The organism is Glutamicibacter protophormiae (assembly GCF_014647495.1).
Taxonomy (GTDB): domain Bacteria; phylum Actinomycetota; class Actinomycetes; order Actinomycetales; family Micrococcaceae; genus Glutamicibacter; species Glutamicibacter protophormiae.
The window spans coordinates 219,712-238,451 of record NZ_BMPH01000004.1; the positions used below are offsets into that span (position 1 = coordinate 219,712).

Sequence of the window (18,740 nt, forward strand, 5' to 3'; positions counted from 1 at the left end):
CTACGCTCGAATTATGAGGGGAATCATACTTGCTGGGGGAACCGGGTCGCGTCTGCACCCAATTACGAAGGGCATCTCAAAACAACTGGTGCCAGTCTTTGATAAGCCCATGATTTACTACCCGCTATCAACTTTGATGCTGGCTGGTATTCGGGACATTCTAATCATCACAACGCCTCAAGACGAGGCGCAATTTCGGAGCTTGCTCGGCGACGGCTCGCAGTTCGGGATCAGGCTCAGCTACAAGGTGCAGCCGAAGCCGGAAGGACTAGCGCAAGCGTTCATTATCGGTGCCGATCACATTGGGGATGAGTCCGTTGCCCTTGTGCTGGGCGACAACATCTTCCACGGACCGGGCTTCGGTACTCAACTGCGGAAATACGTAGACCAGCTTGGAGCCACGGTATTTGGCTACTGGGTCAAAGACCCGCGGGCCTACGGCGTGGTGGAATTCGACGAGTCCCACCGAGCTGTTTCCCTGGAGGAAAAGCCGGCTGAACCGAAGAGCCACTACGCAGTACCCGGGTTGTATTTCTACGATAATTCCGTGGTCGGCAAGGCGCAGACACTCGCTCCATCTCCGCGGGGCGAATTGGAAATCACAGACATCAACCGCCTGTATCTCCACGAGGGAAGCCTGAATGTGAATGTCCTGGCCCGGGGCACCGCTTGGCTTGACACCGGAACTTTCGAATCTTTGAACGATGCGTCCAATTTCATTCGTACCGTCGAAGCCCGACAGGGTTTGAAAATCGGTGCTCCGGAAGAAGTCGCCTGGCGTCAGGGGTTCATCGACGATGGACACCTGCGCAGCTTGGCCGTCGAGCTCGGCAAGAGCGGCTACGGAGATTATCTCAAAGAGCTGCTCGATCACAGGTTCGCAGATCCATATCACGCTGCCGCGGATCCGCTGAGTGTCTAGATACTTCTGTAAACGGTAAATACGGATGCGGGAGCCTTGGAATAATCACTCATGATTATTCCAAGGCTCCCGCTTTCGTGTTGGCCGGCCCTAACGGATCTAGCCAGTCGTTTTGGCAATTTCGAGGCGTTCTTCAGCACGGGCCCAAAGGCGGCCAAGCCTGTCGGCCTCGACATCATGCATGATCTTCCGGTCCTTGTAGTAGAACGTCCCTGGAAAGAACGTGATTTCACCGAGGTAGACGCCCTTGGACGTATTTTGGAATTCCGCGCGACAGACGCAACACGGAGTCGTCTGGGATACCGTCTACCGTTGTTAATGACTCACGGGTTACTGAGACACGTATCATCGGAAAAGTCAGCTCAAGTTTGTCTGAAACTTCTACTGCTCCGGAACTGTCTGCGGCAGTTGAAAATGGTCACAATTTATGTTGAATCTCGTCGTCGCGACATGAGAATTGTTGAGATATCCATCCAAAAGAACCATTACTTCATCGCCGAAGCACGAATACATCTGGACATCGCGCGCTGGCGTAGTCCTATTTGAGTAGCACAGAAGTCTCAACGAATAGGTGCGTCAGCGATCCAATTGGGTTCTACTACGGTCGTGGAGCGATGCACTGTAAATTGCTAGCAAACTGACGGTGTCAATGCATGATGTTGCCCTGCTCTGCGCACTTCACATGCCAACGGTGGAGCTAAACAATTTCAATGGCTGGGGTCATGAATGCCGAATTGGGCAAACAACGTACCACTCTAGTTTTACGCGGCACCGAAGCAGTTTCTGGTTTTCAAAGCAACATGCGGGCGGCTCGCAGCGACTGCCCAGAGTAATCATGGTTCCGCACGGTACAGTTGGCATTCAAAGAAGCGGATTTGCGAAAATTTGTTTTCCGCTATGCAGGCAGGACACGACGAATACGATCAGGAGGATTCTTGAGCGTTAGGGACTGGCTAGGCGACCAAGCTAAGTCAATGATTCAATCGAAGCCGGGAGCTACGGCCAGGAAGTGGCTCGGGCTCGAACCAACTATTGCGGCTAATCATGAGCTAGATCGAATATCCGTCAGTGGATCTGTCGTAGTATATTTCAGCGACGCGGTGCAGAAGAGTTATCAGCTTGAACAGTGGCTACCTACCTTGGAAGAGCTCAACAGGCATCATCGTGTGGTGCTGGTCTTCCGTAAGGTTCAAGCACTTCGTTACTTTCGCCAGCTAACCAGCCTGCCGAAAATCTTCCTGCGCCGCTTTGAAGATCTGGTCACTTTCTACAATCACAACGATTTTCGGATTTGCCTGTATGTCAACAACGGCGTCGCGAATTTCCAATCCTTGAGTGCACCGCAGTTGGTGCATGTGCACATCAATCACGGAGAAAGCGACAAGCTTTCGATGGTTTCAAACCAAGCGAAGGCATACGACAAGGTCTTCGTCGCCGGACAGGCCGCCATTGAGCGTCACCGCCGCGCGCTCTACGACTTTGATCTGTCCAAGCTCGTGAGTGTTGGTCGACCTCAATTGGATAACGACTACGATCCGATCATCGATCCATTCAAGGGTCGGACGATCATGTACGCTCCAACGTGGGAAGGCGAGAACGAACAAAACAACTACACTTCCATCGACGTGTATGGTGTGAAAATCGTGCAGACCATTCTTTCACAGCCTGATACCCGGGTGCTCTACAAACCGCATCCTCGAATTGCCAGCTCGACGAATAAGGCCGTCACTGAGGCCCACTTGGCAATTGTTCAGATTCTCGAAGAAAGCTCCGAGCAGGGAATCCCCAATAACTATGTGGAGGCAGGGGACATCCTTGCCCACTTCCAAAGCACCGACGGCATGATCACCGACATCTCTAGCGTCGGGCTTGATTACTTATACCTATGCCCTGAGAAGCCCTTGGTACTCACCGACAGGAGAAATAACCAGGCCCTCCTGAATACTGACGCCCCGATCAGCAAGGCTTGTCCAGTTATCACTGTGGGCAACGAAGAAGAGATTCTTACGCGGTGGGCCGAGTACAGCCAACCAGAATCGATTGCGGTGCGCGCTGAAATGCGATCCTACTATTTCGGGACGAACAATTCATTAACCTCGACTCAGGCATTCCTAGACGCCATTGATCAATTGTTGGCGACTCGGTCGGAATCTGTGAAAAAGCGAAATCAGGAAATCGTCGAATAACCTGCTTTCGGCGCATTACATTCCCGTGCCAAATTCAAGTCAGCGCGAGGTCCGCAATGCAGCACGTTCAGGTTGGGTACGTCGAGCTTTCCGACCTCGGCGTCGCCGTTGGAAGACAGAAAATCCAGGGAATATTATTGAGTTTCTGTCTGTGCCTGGAAGTGATTTCGATTCGGAGGGAATGAGTTCGCCTCATCCCCCATCGCAGAATGCCATGCCCGGTATCCTGGGAGCTTTTTCCTTCGATCCATCAGCAGGTCGGCAATATGGGTGAAAAAACGTTCGGTTGACTCGCCTCGACGAATATCTCCAAAATAGTAGCTACGTATATCAAGTCGTTCCTCCGAGAAATCGTCAGATTTGATCCATGATGGCAGCAACGTGTTCAGGGACGAAAGTTCACGAGCGCTGATCACATTGCAGGCGCCGGCTACCGGTGTGTCCAATAGAAGCTGCGGAAGATTCTGTCGCCGATCCGTAATGACCAGTGGCTTGTTTGGACACAGATACAAAAAATCCAATCCAACGCTGGAAACGTCGGCTACCAGCGCATCGATCGAGTCAAACATTGCAAGAACATTGCCAGAATCGTGGTATTCGTGGTTTGATCCGGTGCGACGCGAGTGATCGATCAGGGCGCAGATCCTTTCGTGCGACTCCCTCACGGACGACGTCCTAGAGTCGATGATCCTTGGATGCGGTTTGTAAATAACCCTGAAATCGTCGCAGGATAGCAGGGCCCGGACAATATTTACTCCGTAGCAATCAATGGACGTGTAGTTGTTGTCTTCGTTCTCCCCTTCCCAGGTGGGAGCGTACATCACCGTGAATTTTTCATGGGCCGCTAAGGTTGGTTCGAATCGCACGTCAAGCTGCGGCCGCCCCGAAATCACCAGCTTGTCCAGGTCGAAATCAATAAGCCGGGCCTTGTATCGCTCAATGGCTGCAGGCCCGGCGACGAGGACTCGGTCATAAGCTTTGGCCTTGTTGGAAACCATGGAAAGCTTGTCACTTTCACCATGATTGATATGCACATGTACAAGACGCGGGTGTTCCAAGGACTGGAAGTTCTTCCGGCTGTTGTTCACGTAGAGAACAAGCTGGAACTGGTTATCCTCATATAGATCCATCAGACTGGAAAAACGACGGACGAACATACGTGGCAATTCGGTATGTCGGCGTATTTGACGGAAGGTTGCAACGTCGCGGAACAGCAGGACTACACGATACGACTCATGCAGCTGTTCCAGGATCGGTAGCCATTGAAGCAACTGGTACATCTTGTCGGGCTCATCGCCGAAGTACACAACGATAGTGGCGTCAATAGACACATTTTCGATCTCGACATTGAACGAACGGCCATTCTCAATACCTATCCAACCGAGCGCTTCATGAAGACCCGCTTTCCGCCCCAATCTTCCCGCAAGATTTCTCGAGTCGGTTTTTACTGCTGCTACGAGTTGATGAAGTACATCCTTCATGGTGCCAGACTCCCCGGGTCCAGAATTCGAGTATTAGTAGGCCATCGATTCATCCACTAATTCTGCAGCTACCCATTGAATCATCAGCCAACTAATGCGACGCCCAGCAACTACTTTGCCCCAACGAGATACTTGTGCCGAACATCACATATTAACAATAAATATTATCATGAAATATGGAGAATTGACGCGTATTTAAAAGATGATCGACATTCAGTTACCCCCACTTCGGACTCAAGTATTTAGATCGGAATAAGGTTGCAACAATGCAACCAAACAGTGTTTCTGCATCCGCGGAAAATTGTTTGAAGCATGCCGCTTGCCGATCAGCCAGATATTCGCTGCGGTTCCACAAACGAATCAAAATGATATCGATAATCATTCCAAACCACACTCGCAATATACCCGAGTTTGGGGCAAATAATACGCAATCGTTGTTGGCAATTGACGACCTGTCGACAACTTATTGCCCTGCCTAATCAATGATTATAAATGCGAGCCAAAAACCATTGACAGGCATTCCATGCCTTGGGCAATCGCGGGACTACGTCAGTCCGATCTCACGGCAAGCGGGTGCCGCGCAGGATTCGACAATCCCACGCGGCACCCGCCGTTCCGTTTACTTGATTTCAGGCCTGTTTCGACATTCCCTTTCCCTATGGGGCCTGGACTGGATTCGCGGGACTTGGCACAAGATCGGTCGCATTTGAATATGCAACTTCGTCCTGCCCCTGATCGTCCGTATAGGCGATGGCCAGCCTGATGTGGTGGTCCTGTTGCGCGGCGGTTACCGTGAAGCTAGCCATGTTCGAACCGTCTCCGGTAGCGCCATCGATGTCCGTCCAATTTTCACCATCGGTGCTCTGTTGCCAGGTGTACACGCCGCCTGGTTCTTCGAGTACCGACTCAACACCGTCAGCATCCGACATGTGCGTGGTGATATGCAGGTTGTCGCCAACTTGCGGTGTTTGAGGTGCGATGACCGCGCCGACTGGTGCATCATTCACGTTCGCCACGGCTTCCGTGCCCGCGGACGAGATCTGCTCGTGCGTGCCGTTGCCGTCAATGTAGGTCACCTGGATCCTGACAGGAGCACCAACCTCCGCGTCGGTGAGCGTGAACTCGCCAGACTCATTGGTCTGGGTAGTTACCCAGGCACTGGTGAACGGATCGGTACCAGCCTCAACGAACGACTGCAGCGAATACGTGAACGCCGAATCAATGCCGTCGAGGTCGGTGACCCCACTGGCGTCCGCGGTAATCGTTCCATCTTCAGAGATCGGCTGCGTGTAGTTCAAGGTGACTTCGCCATCGGCCTGACCGCAGTTTGCGGTAGAGCCCAGCGGCAGACAGACGGCCTTGTCATTGAACTGGATGCGTTCAATGTTGCGCAGCACGTTCGACATTTCCTCGCCTTCCAAGGTGTTGACCACCTTGACCACGTTGGATTCCAACTCCGTGACCGTGTAGTCGTCGGCAATGCCTTCGAACACCGCGGTATCAATGTTGTTCGCCTGGTTCTCCAGACTCATGACCTCGCGGACAACATGAAGCTCGGTGGGATTGATGGTCCCGTTGAGCATCCTGGTGTTGAACGATGTCATTGAGTCCCGCGACTCGACCGCACCGCCTTCTGGACGGTATTCAAGCCGGACGTTGAGCCATGCGTCGCCGTCAACAAAGTTGCGTCCGTCGCGAGGTTCAATGAGGTCCGATCCCTGACCGCCAAGGAGGATGTTGTTGTTGAAGTCGCCGTCATAGGAAACCGGGTCGTCTTGCAGGAACGGCCTTGCATAGGCAGGTACTTCCCCACCACCAAGCAGCTCACGCAGATTGTCAATCCGATTCAGATGGCTCTGGGTCAGCTGGTGTCCGTAGCCGATCTGCCCGCCGGCTGGATCAAAGGTCAGATCGATGCCGCCCTGCGAACCGCGGAGGATATCGTTGCCGCGCCAGCCACTAGTGGCTTCGGTCTGCAGGAACCTGTCCCTGATGCTGGTCAGGTCCTGAGGCATACCGACAATGAATCCCATGTCCGCATTTACCGGCGTGGTGTGATTCTTGTGAGTCACCCAGTCGAAACCGAGGACACCGGAGTACCTGTCCGTTCCCGGACCGGCCACCATGATGTCATCTCCACCCTCGGCATCGAGGTCGTTGTTGCCGCCGTTGCCGATCAGCACATCGTGACCACCATGGTAGAGGTTCGGATCGTTGAACATGGTGTTTCCCATGTCGCCCTGAACCAAGTCGGCGCCGCCCAGACCCTCAAGCCAGTCGTTGCCTTCATCGCCGTAGAGGACGTCCGGTCCGGTGGAGCCGATCAGGAAGTCATTGCCCAGGCCGCCGTGCGCGGTAACCCTGTCTTGGCCTCCCAGCATGTAATCCCTGCCAGACCCGCCGAAGGTCAAATCGGCTACGCCCGGTCCGGGGTTCATGACGTCGTTGCCGGCTTCGCCCTGCAACCTGTCGCCGTCTCCGAACAGATCGTTGAGGATGTCGTCGCCGTCACCGCCCATCAGGGCATCGACGCCGTCGTCACCTTCGATCCGGTCGTTTCCGCCCTTGCCCCAGATGGAGTCGTCGCCGAGTCCGCCGCGAATGGTGCTTGCCGCGTCGGTATCCTGGATCACGATGTGCTCAGGGCCGGTGAAGCGCCAGCCCGAAGCCGCCGAACCGGTTAGGCCGGCCGCATTCAGCTCAGCCTGCGGCTGATCCAAGTTGAACGTCAACTGAGGCGAGGCGAACACGTCATGCGGGACGCGGTCAGCGGTGGTGTTGCGCAACACGATCTGCGACAGCGAGTTCGCCTCCAGCGAGCTGAAGAGCGTATTGCCCAGGTTCCGCGAGAGGTAGTAGAACCGGTCGCCGTTCTGCAGATCTTCCAGCTGCTGCTCGAAGACGTAGTTGAAGGTCGAGCCGAGCATGCCTCCGAAGATGTATGGCTTCTCAGCCAGTCCACCCATCCACAGGTCGATGTCGTTGACCCCGGTGTCTGCCGCAGGTGCCGACATGAATGCCGCATCTGCCGCAAGCGCCGTGCCTGCTGCACGCTTGGCTTCCAAGGTCGTCGCGTCAACCACCGATGGGTGGTTGGCGTAGGCGGCCAGGAAGTTCGAAATCGACTCCGGGTTCTTCATCGACAGCCGGAAGTCTTCCCAGCTTTCATATGGAGCCAACTGCGAATCACCGGATTCGTTGTAGAAGGTCTCGCGGGCCTTCTGCAGCGGTGGAACGCCGGCGTCCCTGGCACGGGCCATATTGATCGCCGGAAGGTCCAGCGGCAGCCCCAGCAGCTTGTTGCGCAGGGTATCGGTCACGAACTCATCGATACCGTTGGCGGTCTGGTTGGCCAGCCCCTTCAGGATGCCTCCGGCCGAGTCATCGGCAGACATCGGTTGTCCATCCGGCCCGTTGGCGAACGCCGTTGGATTCAGGAATGCATCCAGCAGAGGCATTTCCGTCACCACGCCATTGTGCTCACGTGGAATGGACTCGCGCAGCATCGAGTGTCCGAAGCGGTACACCGCATGGGCAAACTCTGCACTGATCGACGAGTTCACGTTCGGCTGGTACGAGTTCTCGTTCAGCACCGTCGGGTCGATCGATGGCTGGATCCTTCGGGCGAATTCCTCGAAGACCAGGTGCTGGTACTGCATCTCGGTGAAGAACCGGGCAGCCTGCATCAGGCGTTCGCCGTAGTTCCAGAATCCGTCCTTCTGGTACCGGGCCAGCAGGCTGGCCGGCATGTTGTTCTCCAGCTCGTCCTTGACCTGGGCCTGCACTCGGTTGTGCTCGGAGTGGAACACATGGTGCACGGAGGTCAGCCCGATATTCTCATTGCCGCGTCCGTCACCGGTGATGTAGTGGGCGTCCAAGGCCACGTTGTCATACCCCGGAATCGTGACGCCATCGTTGCTGATGGTGGGATCCTTCGGAGTGGCACCGTGCGCGATGTCATCCAGGAAGGAAGCGTTCGCGGTGAGCACGCCTTCGGTGGACAAGGGATTGGCCCGGTCGCCGGAGCGCATGCCATCGGCAAACGCCAGCTGAGCCTGGCCGTTGGCGTCCCGCACGAGACCGCCGTAGGGGTCCGTGACCAGCAAAGGAACGTCGAGCACATCGAAGTCGTCCATTGCGATACCCAACACGTTGCGTGCCTGGTCCTTGACGTCCTTCCACGTTGGCAGACCGCCGTTGGCGCCGTTCAGGATCCGGCCGGTTGGAACCGGCGAACCGTTGTTGAGCTCGTATTCACGCATGAACGCGTTGTGCGAAGCGTGGGAACCGTAGGTCTGGTTCTGATCGACGAATGGAGTCGTACGGTTTACGTGCTCCCGCTGGCCGTCGGTGGTGTCAATGGTTGCACGTGTCAGTGTCAGGAAGTTGGTTTGCGATCCCGGAACATACAGCGGATCGTCCTCCTTCAACGGGATCACGACAGTACCATTGCCGCCCTTCGAAACGAGGTCAAGTCCGTGGTCGAAGAACTGGCCGAAAATCGTGAACAGTCCGGTAGCCGAAGCCGAAAGCCCTTCATCGGTCGCGATGTCGGGAATCACGAAATTGGTGCTGGTAATCAGCGGATTGACCAGTTGATCCAGGGACATGTTGACCGCAGTGTTTCCGCCAAGAATCACGATGCTTCCCGGTTGCAAGCGAGTCAGCTCGGCCTTGACAAGGTCGGGCAACGACCCGTTTTGCGGAACCAGGATGATCGGGGCGCCCTTGGCGCCGGCGACCGAGGCGATCGACAAGGCATCCGGATAGTTGGAGTTGGTTGTCAAGTACGCAACCGGCACCGGAGGCTGGAAGTGAGCCTCTGAGATGCGGACCGCGGTCTCAATGGATCCTGCCCCGCCGATGCGCTCTGTCGTCCATGATGCCTTCAGCTGATTCTCTACGGCAGTCGATACGGCGCTCGTTCCACCGAGAATGACCACCTTGTCCGGGGTCAACCTGGCGATTTCATTTCGAACCGCAGTAGTCATGCTGTCGCGCCCAACAAGAAGTACCGGCGAATTGTCGCGGGCAGCCGGTGCGGCGACCGCAAGCGCGTCCTGGAAACTCGAACCAGTCGAAATGTAGACCGTTGCTACTGGATTCGCGTCAGGATCCGGGTGCGCATACTTGCTGATCTCGACGGCCGTATTTGCAGACGTACTGCCGAATATTCTGCTTACACCGGACGGAGCGAACGTCGCCAGTTGAGCCTCAACGGTAGCGCTGATTGCACTAGGACCACCTGCGATGATGATCTTCTCTGGGCTCAACCGAGTCAGCTCTTCAGCCGCAACCGCAGGAATGCTGTTCGTATTGATCAAGAGCACCGGCGCGTTGGCTTTCCTCGCGATCGCGCTGACGGTGAGCGCATCGGCGTAATGGTTGACCCTGGCGACAACGACGGTGTCTACATCGGCAGGAAAATTCGCGGCGCTGATTGCAGCAGACGTTGCAACCGATCCGGAACCGAACAGGCGGATGGCTTGGCCACCCTGTTCCAGCCCTGCCCCGTCAACACGGTCAGAAACCGCGCCAGCCGCAGGATTGCTGACTGTCTGGTCAACAATCAAGTTACTGATGGTACGGGGCTCGGAGTCGTAGACAAACCCGTCGGTTTGGGCGTAGCTTGTCCCTGGGCCAGGCTGGTCCGAAGGGTTGCCGGGCGCAAACGGTGGTGTTGTTTCTGCTTCCTTGTAGTCGGCTTCCAATAGCCGTGGGAAAACTTCCTGCGCAGTGCCATATCCATTTTGGCCAGGCATCAGGTTATTCCAGCGTCCATCGACTGTCCGAAGACCAAATGGCAAAAGCGGCGAGCCCACGCAGGGATCACCGTCAAGGTCGAAATGAGTCTGGGATGGTATGTCGAATGTTGAGGTTGACTTACAGAGAGGCGACGAATTGCTGTCGGCGAGGGAATCCTCAGCATGGGCTTCGGAGATTTCAATTTGCTTGATGATGAATTCCAGGTCGCCTTGCGAGACATTGAAGTCCTGACCCGGTGGCGGTGCTGCGACCGACGCGGGGGCAACTAGCATTGCTCCCGTAATTGCGAGTGTGGCGGCGGCAAACATGGCGCCAGCCTTCTTGCCCGTTATTTCGGGCAAACTTCTCCTGTGTGGCACGTTCAACTCCCCAAAGTTAAATGGTCCGACGCTTACCGTCATTGGACCAGCGATGCCCGAGCGTCTGCCCCAAATCACTATCCATACCCGCCTTGGGCCCCACCCCCGAGATGAATTAACTATCCGGGAAATTTTAGATTAAGTAAAGGTTAATATTTTCGGTAAATCGACCTTTCGCGTGCTACGAAAAATCTCGCCACTCCAGAACTTAATTGGTTGCAAAGCGCATCTTTTACTACGCGAATTCCAACACCAGTCCATATCTAATTTAATTTGAAGTTCAGGGAAATCCACCCTATAAACACTCAGTCAACACCTCCAGAAGGATGGAAATTTAGCGACCTCCTGCATTTTCCACTCACGCGATCAGTTTTCAACTCGCACACAGCTCAACAGATATCAGGGAGGGAAGATATTTCCTGCGTGTCTATCACGAAAATTCCCTGCGCATTGTTGGAGACTTTCAACGAATTATGTTGCTGTTTGTCAACGATAAAACTTTCCCAGAACTCATGTGCTGCACGGAACATGACCGAGTCGACATCCAAGCCCGTGGAGCACCTGTTTTGCTCCCAGAATCCTCGCTGAGGGAACTCGCGCACATCTAACGCCTGCAGCATGCAGTGCGGCGGACAGCAAGGGATTCATTCCAGGTTGTGTTCTCAGGCTGCCAGGCTGGCCTGCCGTCCAACGATCTACGGCAAAGGTCCTGATTGCGGGCATATTTCCATAGTGGTGAAACCAAATTTTTTCCGTATTCGCCAATCCGCTAGACTTTGCAATGGTCTGAGGACTTTCACCTCAACCCATCATCACTTCCTGGGGGAAAAATGAATAAGATCCTTCGGAGGGCCCTTGTGGTCCTCGCCTCTGGCGCCTTGGTTTTCTCGGGCGCGACTACCGCTACCGCCCAGCCTCTTACTGCCGCTCCGGCCAGTGTCAGCGTAGCCGCCGCAAAGAAGGCGTCCCCGGCTGTCAGCATCAAGAAGATCGGCAACAAAACCGTTTCTGGTTCAGCCAAGGCCACCATCAAGCCAAATTACTCGAAGGCGAAGAGTGCCAAGGTCAAGGCCGCAAACTTGACCGTCAAGAAGGGCTCCAAGACCGTCGCCAAGAACAAGGCCTCAGTCAAGCTCTCGGCTGGAACCTACAAGGTCACCACCTCGGTCAAGTACCAGTACAAGGGCAAGACTTCGACCGTGAAGAAAACCGAGACTCTGAAGGTCGTCAAGAAGGCCGCAAAGAAGGCCCCGGTTTCGAAGAAAGCCAACGGTTACAAGTGCCCATCCGGCTACCCGGTCAAGGGCAACCGAACGGGCAGCAAGAACGAGTGGAAGTACCATGTCAAGGGCGGTGCCTTCTACGATCGCACGAAGCCTGAGGAGTGCTTCAAGAACACTAGCGATGCCCGGAAGGCAGGCTACCGCGCCTCCAAGCGCTAACCACAGCTCGTTTCCATGAAGGCCGGGCAGGAAACACGCGGAAATCGTGTTCTTGCCCGGCCTCTGGCGTCCTCCAGGTCGTTTGCTGCGCGGCGAGGCTTCAGGTACGAAGCTCGAAAAAGAGAAAGCTCAAGAACGCGTCGCGTTCGCGCAGGTTCTCCGGCAGGATCTCTTCCGGGGCATCCTTGGAAAACGGCGGTTCCCAGATTCTCTCGATGTGGAACCCTGCCTTCAGGAACGCATCTGCCATGACATGCAGGGGGTGGTGCCAGTAGGTCAGCTCGGCACGCTGCCCCTTGAAGGTGAACTCGTCGGTGTAGAGGGTCGGCTTGAAGTAGTCCTTGCCCGGATGGTTCCAGGGATAGAGGAGCGGATGATTCACCGAGAGCATTAAGCGACCGCCCGGTTTGAGAACGCGGTGCACTTCCGTCAAGGCCGCGTTCCACGTCGGCAAGTAGTGGAAGACCAGCGAAGCCACCGCATCATCAAAGGTGTTCGCAGCGTAGGGAAGATCCTCCCCTAGCCGTGCGACGCTCAGCCGAACCCGCTCCCCCAACCTGCGCTGTGCCAAGTTGATCATCGCCACGCTGGAATCGAATCCTTCGACCTGCGCCCCGCGCTCCAGCAGCGCCGCGGCCAGAGGACCGGAGCCGCAGCCGATGTCCAGGATCCTGCGCCCGGAGACGTCACCCGCAAGCTCCAGCATGGCGGGCCGCTCATAGTAGGCGTTCAGCAAGCTGGATTCGTTCTCATCCGAATAGGCCTGCGCGAAATCGTCGTAGTTCGTCTGTTGCGCCACTGTTCAGCTCCCTTGTTTCCACCGAGCGTAGCGGCCTGGCCTGAGTTCTTCCGGAGAATGGCAAAGCGCCTGCCGCTGGCATGAAACATGCCGGCAGCAGGCGCCTGCGTCGTGAAGACTATTCGACGTGGTTCCGCTTAGCGGGCCACGGAGCCGTCAACGTAGTCGTCGCTCGAAGCGTCCGAAATCCACGAGAACAGCGAGCGCAGCTCGCGGCCGGTGGTCTCGATCGGGTGGGCCTCGCCCTTGGCGCGCAGTTCCAGGAACTCCTTGGCGCCGTTGGCCTGGTCATCCATGAAGCGCTTGGCGAAGGCGCCGGACTGGATGTCGGCCAGAACCGCCTTCATGTTCTCCTTCACCTCTGGGGTGATGACGCGCGGGCCGGAGACGTAGTCGCCGTACTCTGCGGTGTCGGAGATCGACCAGCGCTGCTTGGCGATGCCGCCTTCCCACATCAGGTCGACGATCAGCTTCAGCTCGTGGAGCACCTCGAAGTAGGCGATCTCCGGCTTGTAGCCGGCCTCGGTCAGGACCTCGAAGCCGTACTGCACCAGCTGCGAAGTACCGCCGCAAAGCACAGCCTGCTCGCCGAACAGGTCGGTCTCGGTCTCCTCGGTGAAGGTGGTCTCGATGACGCCGGCGCGGGTGCCGCCGATGCCTGCCGCGTAGGACAGGGCCAGCTCCTTGGCGCCGCCGGTGTAGTTCTGCTCCACGGCGATCAGGTCCGGGATGCCGCGGCCGGCTTCGAATTCGCGGCGCACGGTGTGGCCCGGAGCCTTCGGGGCAACCAGTGCCACGTCGACGTTGGCCGGCGGCTGGATGAAGCCGAAGCGGATGTTGAAGCCGTGGCCGAAGAACAGGGCGTTGCCCTCTTCCAGGTGCTCGGCGATCGAGTCGGCGTAGACCTTGGCCTGGACCTGATCCGGGGTCAGGATCATGATGACGTCGGCCCACTTGGCGGCCTCGGCCACGGTGGCGACCTTCAGGCCCTCGGCCTCGGCCTTGGCGCGGGACTTGGAACCCTCGGCCAGGCCGACGGTGACGTCCACTCCCGAGTCGCGCAGGCTCAGTGCGTGCGCGTGGCCCTGGGAGCCGTAGCCGATGATGGCTACCTTCTTGCCCTGGATGATCGAGAGGTCTGCGTCGTCGTCGTAATACAAATCAGCCATGTGAATTGCTCCTTGTGTCTTTCGGAACGGAAGGTTTGGTACTTGCACCAGCATCTATCTTCAAGTGTGGTGCCTGTGATTGTGAAATGTCGTGTTCGTGTCCGAAGAAGTCATCTGCGGCTGTCCGCGGACACGGTCCGGCGCTAGGCCGAAAGGCTCTTCAGTGCCCGGTCGCTCATCGACTTGGATCCGCGGCCCACGGCCAGCGTGCCGGCCTGGACGATCTCGCGGATGCCGAAGGGCTCAAGCACCGAGAGCAGCGCCTCGATCTTGGCCGCGTTGCCGGTGGCCTCGATGACCAGCGAGTCGGTGGCCACGTCGATCACCGACGCGCGGAACAGCTCCGCGGCCTGGGTGACCTGCAGCCGGGTGGCTGCGTCGGCGCGGACCTTGACCATGATGTGGTCGCGCTGCACGGAGGACTCCGGCAGCAGCTCCACGATCTTGATGACGTTGATCAGCTTGTTCAGCTGCTTGGTCACCTGCTCCAGGGAATCCCCCTCGGCGTCGACCACCACGGTCATGCGGCTGATGCCCTCGATTTCCGTGGGGCCCACGGCCAGCGAGTGGATGTTGAACGCACGGCGGGCGAAGAGGCTGGCGACTCGGGTGAGTACGCCGGGCACGTCTTCGACCAGTACGGACAGCGTATGCTTTGCCATGCTCTAGTCTTCCTCTTCCCATTCCGGGGTCATGCCCCTGGCGATCTGGATCTGGTCGTTGCTCACTCCGGCGGGGACCATCGGCCACACCATGGAGTCGGCGGAGACCACGAAGTCGATGACCACCGGGCGGTCGTTGATCTCCAGCGCCTTCTGGATCGTGGCGTCGATGTCCTCGTCGCGTTCGCAGCGCAGGCCCACGCAGCCGTAGGCGTCGGCCAGCTTCACGAAGTCCGGAACGCGCGCGGTGCCGTGACCCGTGTTCAGGTCGGTGTTCGAGTAGCGTGCGTCGTAGAACAGGGTCTGCCACTGGCGGACCATGCCCAGCGAGGAGTTGTTGATCACCGCGACCTTGATCGGGATGTTGTTGATCACGCAGGTGGCGAGCTCCTGGTTGGTCATCTGGAAGCAGCCGTCGCCGTCGATCGCCCAGACCACGCGGTCCGGCTGGGCCACCTTGGCGCCCATGGCGGCGGGCACCGAGTAGCCCATGGTGCCCAGGCCCGCGGAGTTCAGCCACGAGCGCGGGCGCTCGTACTTCACGAACTGCGCGGCCCACATCTGGTGCTGGCCCACGCCGGCCACGTAGACGCCCTCCGGGCCGGTCAGCTCGCCGATGCGCCCGATGACATGCTGCGGGGCAGACAGGCCGTCGTGGGTCTCGGTGTAGCCGATCGGGTAGGTCTCGCGCAGGCGGTCCAGCAGCGACCACCAGTTGGACAGGTCCTGCTGCGGCTCGGTCTCGAACCGGGTCTGGCAGGCCTCGAACAGCTGCGGGATGATCTCGTCCAGCGAGCCCACGATCGGCACGTCTGCCACGCGGTTCTTGGAGATCTCCGCCGGGTCGATGTCCGCGTGGATCACCTTGGCGTTCGGCGCGAACGAGGACAGCACGCCGGTGACGCGGTCGTCGAAGCGGGCGCCCAGGGTGATCAGCAGGTCGGACTGCTGCAGCGCGGTCACCGCGGAAACGGCGCCGTGCATGCCGGGCATGCCCACATGCTGCGGATGCGAATCGGGGAAGGCGCCGCGGGCGGTCAGGGTGGTGACCACCGGGGCGTTGATGAACTCGGCGAAGGCCTTGAGTTCCTCGTGCGCGTCGGCCTTGATCACACCGCCGCCCACGTAGAGCACCGGACGGGTGGCGCCGGCGATCAGCTTGGCGGCCTCGCGCAGCTGCTTGTTGTGTCCGCGGGTGACCACGCGGTAGCCGGGCAGGTCAACCTTCGGCGGCCACGAGAAGGTCATCTGCGCGGTCTGGGCATCCTTGGTGATGTCCACCAGCACCGGGCCGGGACGGCCGGTCTGCGCCAGGTAGAACGCGCTGGCCATGACCCGGGGGATGTCCTCCGGATTGGTCACCAGGAAGGCGTGCTTGGTGATCGGCATGGTGATGCCGACGATATCGGCTTCCTGGAACGCGTCCGAGCCGATGAAGGCGCTGTTGACCTGGCCGGTGATCGCCACCATGGGAACCGAGTCCATGTTGGCGTCCGCCAGTGCGGTGACGAGGTTGGTTGCGCCCGGTCCGGAGGTGGCAATGCAGACGCCAACCTCCCCGCTCACCATGGCGTAACCCTGTGCGGCATGGCCGGCACCCTGTTCATGGCGGACCAGGATGTGATTGACCTTGGTCGAGTCCATGAGCGGGTCGTAGGTGGGAAGGATGGCCCCACCTGGCAACCCGAAGACGTCTTTGACGCCCAATTCTTCCAGCGAGCGGACGATGGCTTGTGAGCCCGTCATCTGCGTGGGAGCAACGATGTTGTTCGGACCCTGAACCGGGTTCGAAGCTTCCACGACAGAAGAGACAGCGGCGGCGGCATCCTTGGGTCGACTAATTGACTTCGCAACCGACGCCGGATTGGCGGGTGTTGAGTTGCTCATCTGGATCCTTTCCATTTCTATCTCTTCATCTTGCGCATAAAAAACGCCCCACGGCCGTCACTGCTGACGAAAGGGGGCTGCGCGTCACCGATCTTCTGCCTGTTGGCCAGAACTGGTATCAGGCTCCGCGCCTGATAACTAGTAGTACATCGGTGGTTGTTTGCATGTGTCTAATCTTTCTTCACCCAGTGGCAAAGATCAACTCGCACCCCGTGCCATCTCATTATATGAGATGGATGTCCATTGGGTGGACGCTTGACACGCCCACCCGAGGACGAACTTCTTTTTCTTCCCGCTGCGGCTACCCGCAGTAGGCGCCGGTCGAGGCCGACTTCACCAGCTTGGCGTACTTGGCCAGCACCCCGGAGGTGAACTTGGCCGGCAGCGGCTCCCAGCCCTCCTTGCGGGCTTCGAGTTCCGCCTCGTCCACCAGCAGGTCGAAGCTGCGCGCCTTCATGTCCACCCGGATGCGGTCCCCGTCCTTGACGAACGCGATCGGACCGCCGTCCACCGCCTCGGGCGCCACGTGACCGATGCACAGGCCGGTGGTGCCGCCGGAGAACCGTCCGTCGGTCAGCAGCAGCACGTCCTTGCCCAGGCCCGCGCCCTTGATGGCGCCGGTGATGGCAAGCATCTCGCGCATGCCCGGCCCGCCCTTGGGGCCTTCGTAGCGGATGACCACCACGTCCCCGGCCTGCAGCTCTCCGCGGTCCAGCGCATCCAGCGCACCCTGCTCGCGCTCGAAGACGCGGGCGGTGCCCTCGAAGACCTCGGCGTCGAAGCCTGCCGACTTCACCACGGCGCCCTCGGGAGCCAGCGTGCCGTGCAGGATCGCGATGCCGCCGGTGGTGTGGATCGGGTCCTGCATGGCGCGCAGGATCTTCCCGTCCGGATCCGGCGGGGCGATGTCCGCCAGGTTTTCCGCCACGGTCTTGCCGGTGACGGTCAGGCAGTCCCCGTGCAGCAGCCCGGCATCCAGCAGCGCCTTCATGACCACCGGGACGCCGCCGATGCGGTCCAGGTCGTTCATGACGTAGCGGCCGAAGGGCTTCAGGTCGGCCAGGTGCGGCACCTTGTCGCCGATGCGGTTGAAGTCCGCGAGCTCCAGGTCGACGTCGGCCTCGCGGGCGATCGCCAGCAGGTGCAGCACCGCATTGGTCGAACCGCCGAAGGCCATGAGCACCGCGATGGCGTTCTCGAAGGCCTTCTTGGTCATGATGTCGCGGGCGCGGATGCCCTGGCGCAGCATCTGCACCACGGCTTCCCCGGAACGGTGGGCGAACATGTCGCGGCGGCGGTCCGCCGAGGGCGGTGCGGCGGAGCCTGGAAGGCTCATGCCCAGCGCCTCGCCGATGGAGGCCATGGTGTTCGCGGTGTACATGCCGCCGCAGGCGCCTTCGCCCGGGCAGATGGCCTTCTCGATGCGCTCCAGGTCGCCTTCGCTCATCTTGCCGGCGGCGCAGGCGCCCACGGCTTCGAAGGCGTCGATCAGCGTGACGTCCTTTTCGGTGCCGTCCTCCAGCTTCACCCAGCCGGGCATGATGGAGCCGGCGTAGAGGAAGACCGCGGAGAGGTTCAGCCGGGCGGCGGCCATTAGCATGCCGGGCAGCGACTTGTCGCAGCCGGCCAGCAGGACCGAGCCGTCAAGGCGTTCGGCCATCATCACGGTTTCCACCGAGTCGGCGATGACCTCTCGGGAGACCAGCGAGAAATGCATGCCCTCGTGGCCCATGGAGATGCCGTCGGAAACGGAGATGGTGCCGAACTGCATCGGGAACCCGCCGCTGGCGTGGACGCCTTCCTTGGCGCCCTGCGCCAGGCGGTTCAGCGAAAGGTTGCACGGGGTGATTTCGTTCCACGAACTGGCGATACCGATCTGTGGTTTGGCGAAGTCCTCATCCCCCATGCCGACCGCGCGCAGCATGCCGCGCGACGGAGCAGCGTGGATGCCATCGGTCACTGCACGCGACCGTGGCTTGATGTCCGGGCTGGAGTCATGGCTCATAAAACATCATTCTAGGAGTCAATATGACCAATTGGGCAACCCATGACGCGAGCATGACACAA

10 protein-coding genes are annotated in these 18,740 nt (G+C 58.7%); 3 read left to right on the forward strand and 7 right to left on the reverse strand.

Annotation, left to right across the window (positions count from 1 at the left end; all coding sequences use genetic code 11):
- Positions 1 to 13 precede the first annotated feature (13 nt).
- A complete protein-coding gene (rfbA, locus tag IEY43_RS07110; protein WP_188947911.1) occupies positions 14 to 922 on the forward strand; it encodes a glucose-1-phosphate thymidylyltransferase RfbA in 909 nt (302 codons plus the stop codon).
- A gap of 974 nt (positions 923 to 1,896) precedes the next feature.
- Complete coding sequence (locus tag IEY43_RS07115; protein WP_188947912.1) at positions 1,897 to 3,108, forward strand: CDP-glycerol glycerophosphotransferase family protein; 1,212 nt, start codon at positions 1,897 to 1,899, stop codon at positions 3,106 to 3,108.
- Positions 3,109 to 3,242: 134 nt separating this feature from the next.
- Here the strand turns inward: IEY43_RS07115 and IEY43_RS07120 are convergent, their stop codons facing one another.
- Both IEY43_RS07120 and IEY43_RS07125 read right to left on the reverse strand, forming a co-directional pair.
- A complete protein-coding gene (locus IEY43_RS07120; RefSeq protein WP_188947913.1) occupies positions 3,243 to 4,589 on the reverse strand; it encodes a CDP-glycerol glycerophosphotransferase family protein in 1,347 nt (448 codons plus the stop codon).
- 656 nt (positions 4,590 to 5,245) lie between these two features.
- A complete protein-coding gene (locus IEY43_RS07125; protein WP_188947914.1) occupies positions 5,246 to 10,756 on the reverse strand; it encodes a peroxidase family protein in 5,511 nt (1,836 codons plus the stop codon).
- Positions 10,757 to 11,544: 788 nt separating this feature from the next.
- Between IEY43_RS07125 and IEY43_RS07130 the strand changes: the two genes are divergently transcribed.
- A complete protein-coding gene (locus IEY43_RS07130; protein WP_188947915.1) occupies positions 11,545 to 12,156 on the forward strand; it encodes a sunset domain-containing protein in 612 nt (203 codons plus the stop codon).
- A 100-nt stretch (positions 12,157 to 12,256) separates the two neighbouring features.
- Here IEY43_RS07130 and IEY43_RS07135 read toward each other — a convergent pair whose 3' ends face one another.
- From IEY43_RS07135 to ilvD, 5 genes are all read right to left on the reverse strand, one after another.
- Positions 12,257 to 12,955 (reverse strand): class I SAM-dependent methyltransferase, encoded by a 699-nt coding sequence (locus tag IEY43_RS07135; protein ID WP_209550396.1) that lies wholly within the window; start codon positions 12,953 to 12,955, stop codon positions 12,257 to 12,259.
- 137 nt (positions 12,956 to 13,092) lie between these two features.
- A complete protein-coding gene (gene ilvC, locus IEY43_RS07140; RefSeq protein WP_188947916.1) occupies positions 13,093 to 14,124 on the reverse strand; it encodes a ketol-acid reductoisomerase in 1,032 nt (343 codons plus the stop codon).
- Between the two features lie 143 nt (positions 14,125 to 14,267).
- Complete coding sequence (ilvN, locus tag IEY43_RS07145; RefSeq protein WP_053797884.1) at positions 14,268 to 14,786, reverse strand: acetolactate synthase small subunit; 519 nt, start codon at positions 14,784 to 14,786, stop codon at positions 14,268 to 14,270.
- Positions 14,787 to 14,789: 3 nt separating this feature from the next.
- On the reverse strand, positions 14,790 to 16,673 hold the full coding sequence (locus IEY43_RS07150; RefSeq protein WP_188947917.1) for an acetolactate synthase large subunit: 1,884 nt from the start codon (positions 16,671 to 16,673) through the stop codon (positions 14,790 to 14,792).
- Between the two features lie 301 nt (positions 16,674 to 16,974).
- A complete protein-coding gene (gene ilvD / locus IEY43_RS07155) occupies positions 16,975 to 18,678 on the reverse strand; it encodes a dihydroxy-acid dehydratase (RefSeq protein ID WP_188947918.1) in 1,704 nt (567 codons plus the stop codon).
- Between the last annotated feature and the right edge of the window lie 62 nt (positions 18,679 to 18,740).

Excerpts from the sequence above, each read along its gene's own strand:
- rfbA (WP_188947911.1), top strand. The coding sequence starts at position 14 with ATGAGGGGAATCATACTTGCTGGGGGAACCGGGTCGCGTCTGCACCCA.
- IEY43_RS07115 (WP_188947912.1), top strand. The coding sequence starts at position 1,897 with ATGATTCAATCGAAGCCGGGAGCTACGGCCAGGAAGTGGCTCGGGCTC.
- IEY43_RS07120 (WP_188947913.1), bottom strand. The coding sequence starts at position 4,589 with ATGAAGGATGTACTTCATCAACTCGTAGCAGCAGTAAAAACCGACTCG.
- IEY43_RS07125 (WP_188947914.1), bottom strand. The coding sequence starts at position 10,756 with ATGACGGTAAGCGTCGGACCATTTAACTTTGGGGAGTTGAACGTGCCA.
- IEY43_RS07130 (WP_188947915.1), top strand. The coding sequence starts at position 11,545 with ATGAATAAGATCCTTCGGAGGGCCCTTGTGGTCCTCGCCTCTGGCGCC.
- ilvC (WP_188947916.1), bottom strand. The coding sequence starts at position 14,124 with ATGGCTGATTTGTATTACGACGACGACGCAGACCTCTCGATCATCCAG.
- ilvN (WP_053797884.1), bottom strand. The coding sequence starts at position 14,786 with ATGGCAAAGCATACGCTGTCCGTACTGGTCGAAGACGTGCCCGGCGTA.
- IEY43_RS07150 (WP_188947917.1), bottom strand. The coding sequence starts at position 16,673 with ATGAGCAACTCAACACCCGCCAATCCGGCGTCGGTTGCGAAGTCAATT.
- ilvD (WP_188947918.1), bottom strand. The coding sequence starts at position 18,678 with ATGAGCCATGACTCCAGCCCGGACATCAAGCCACGGTCGCGTGCAGTG.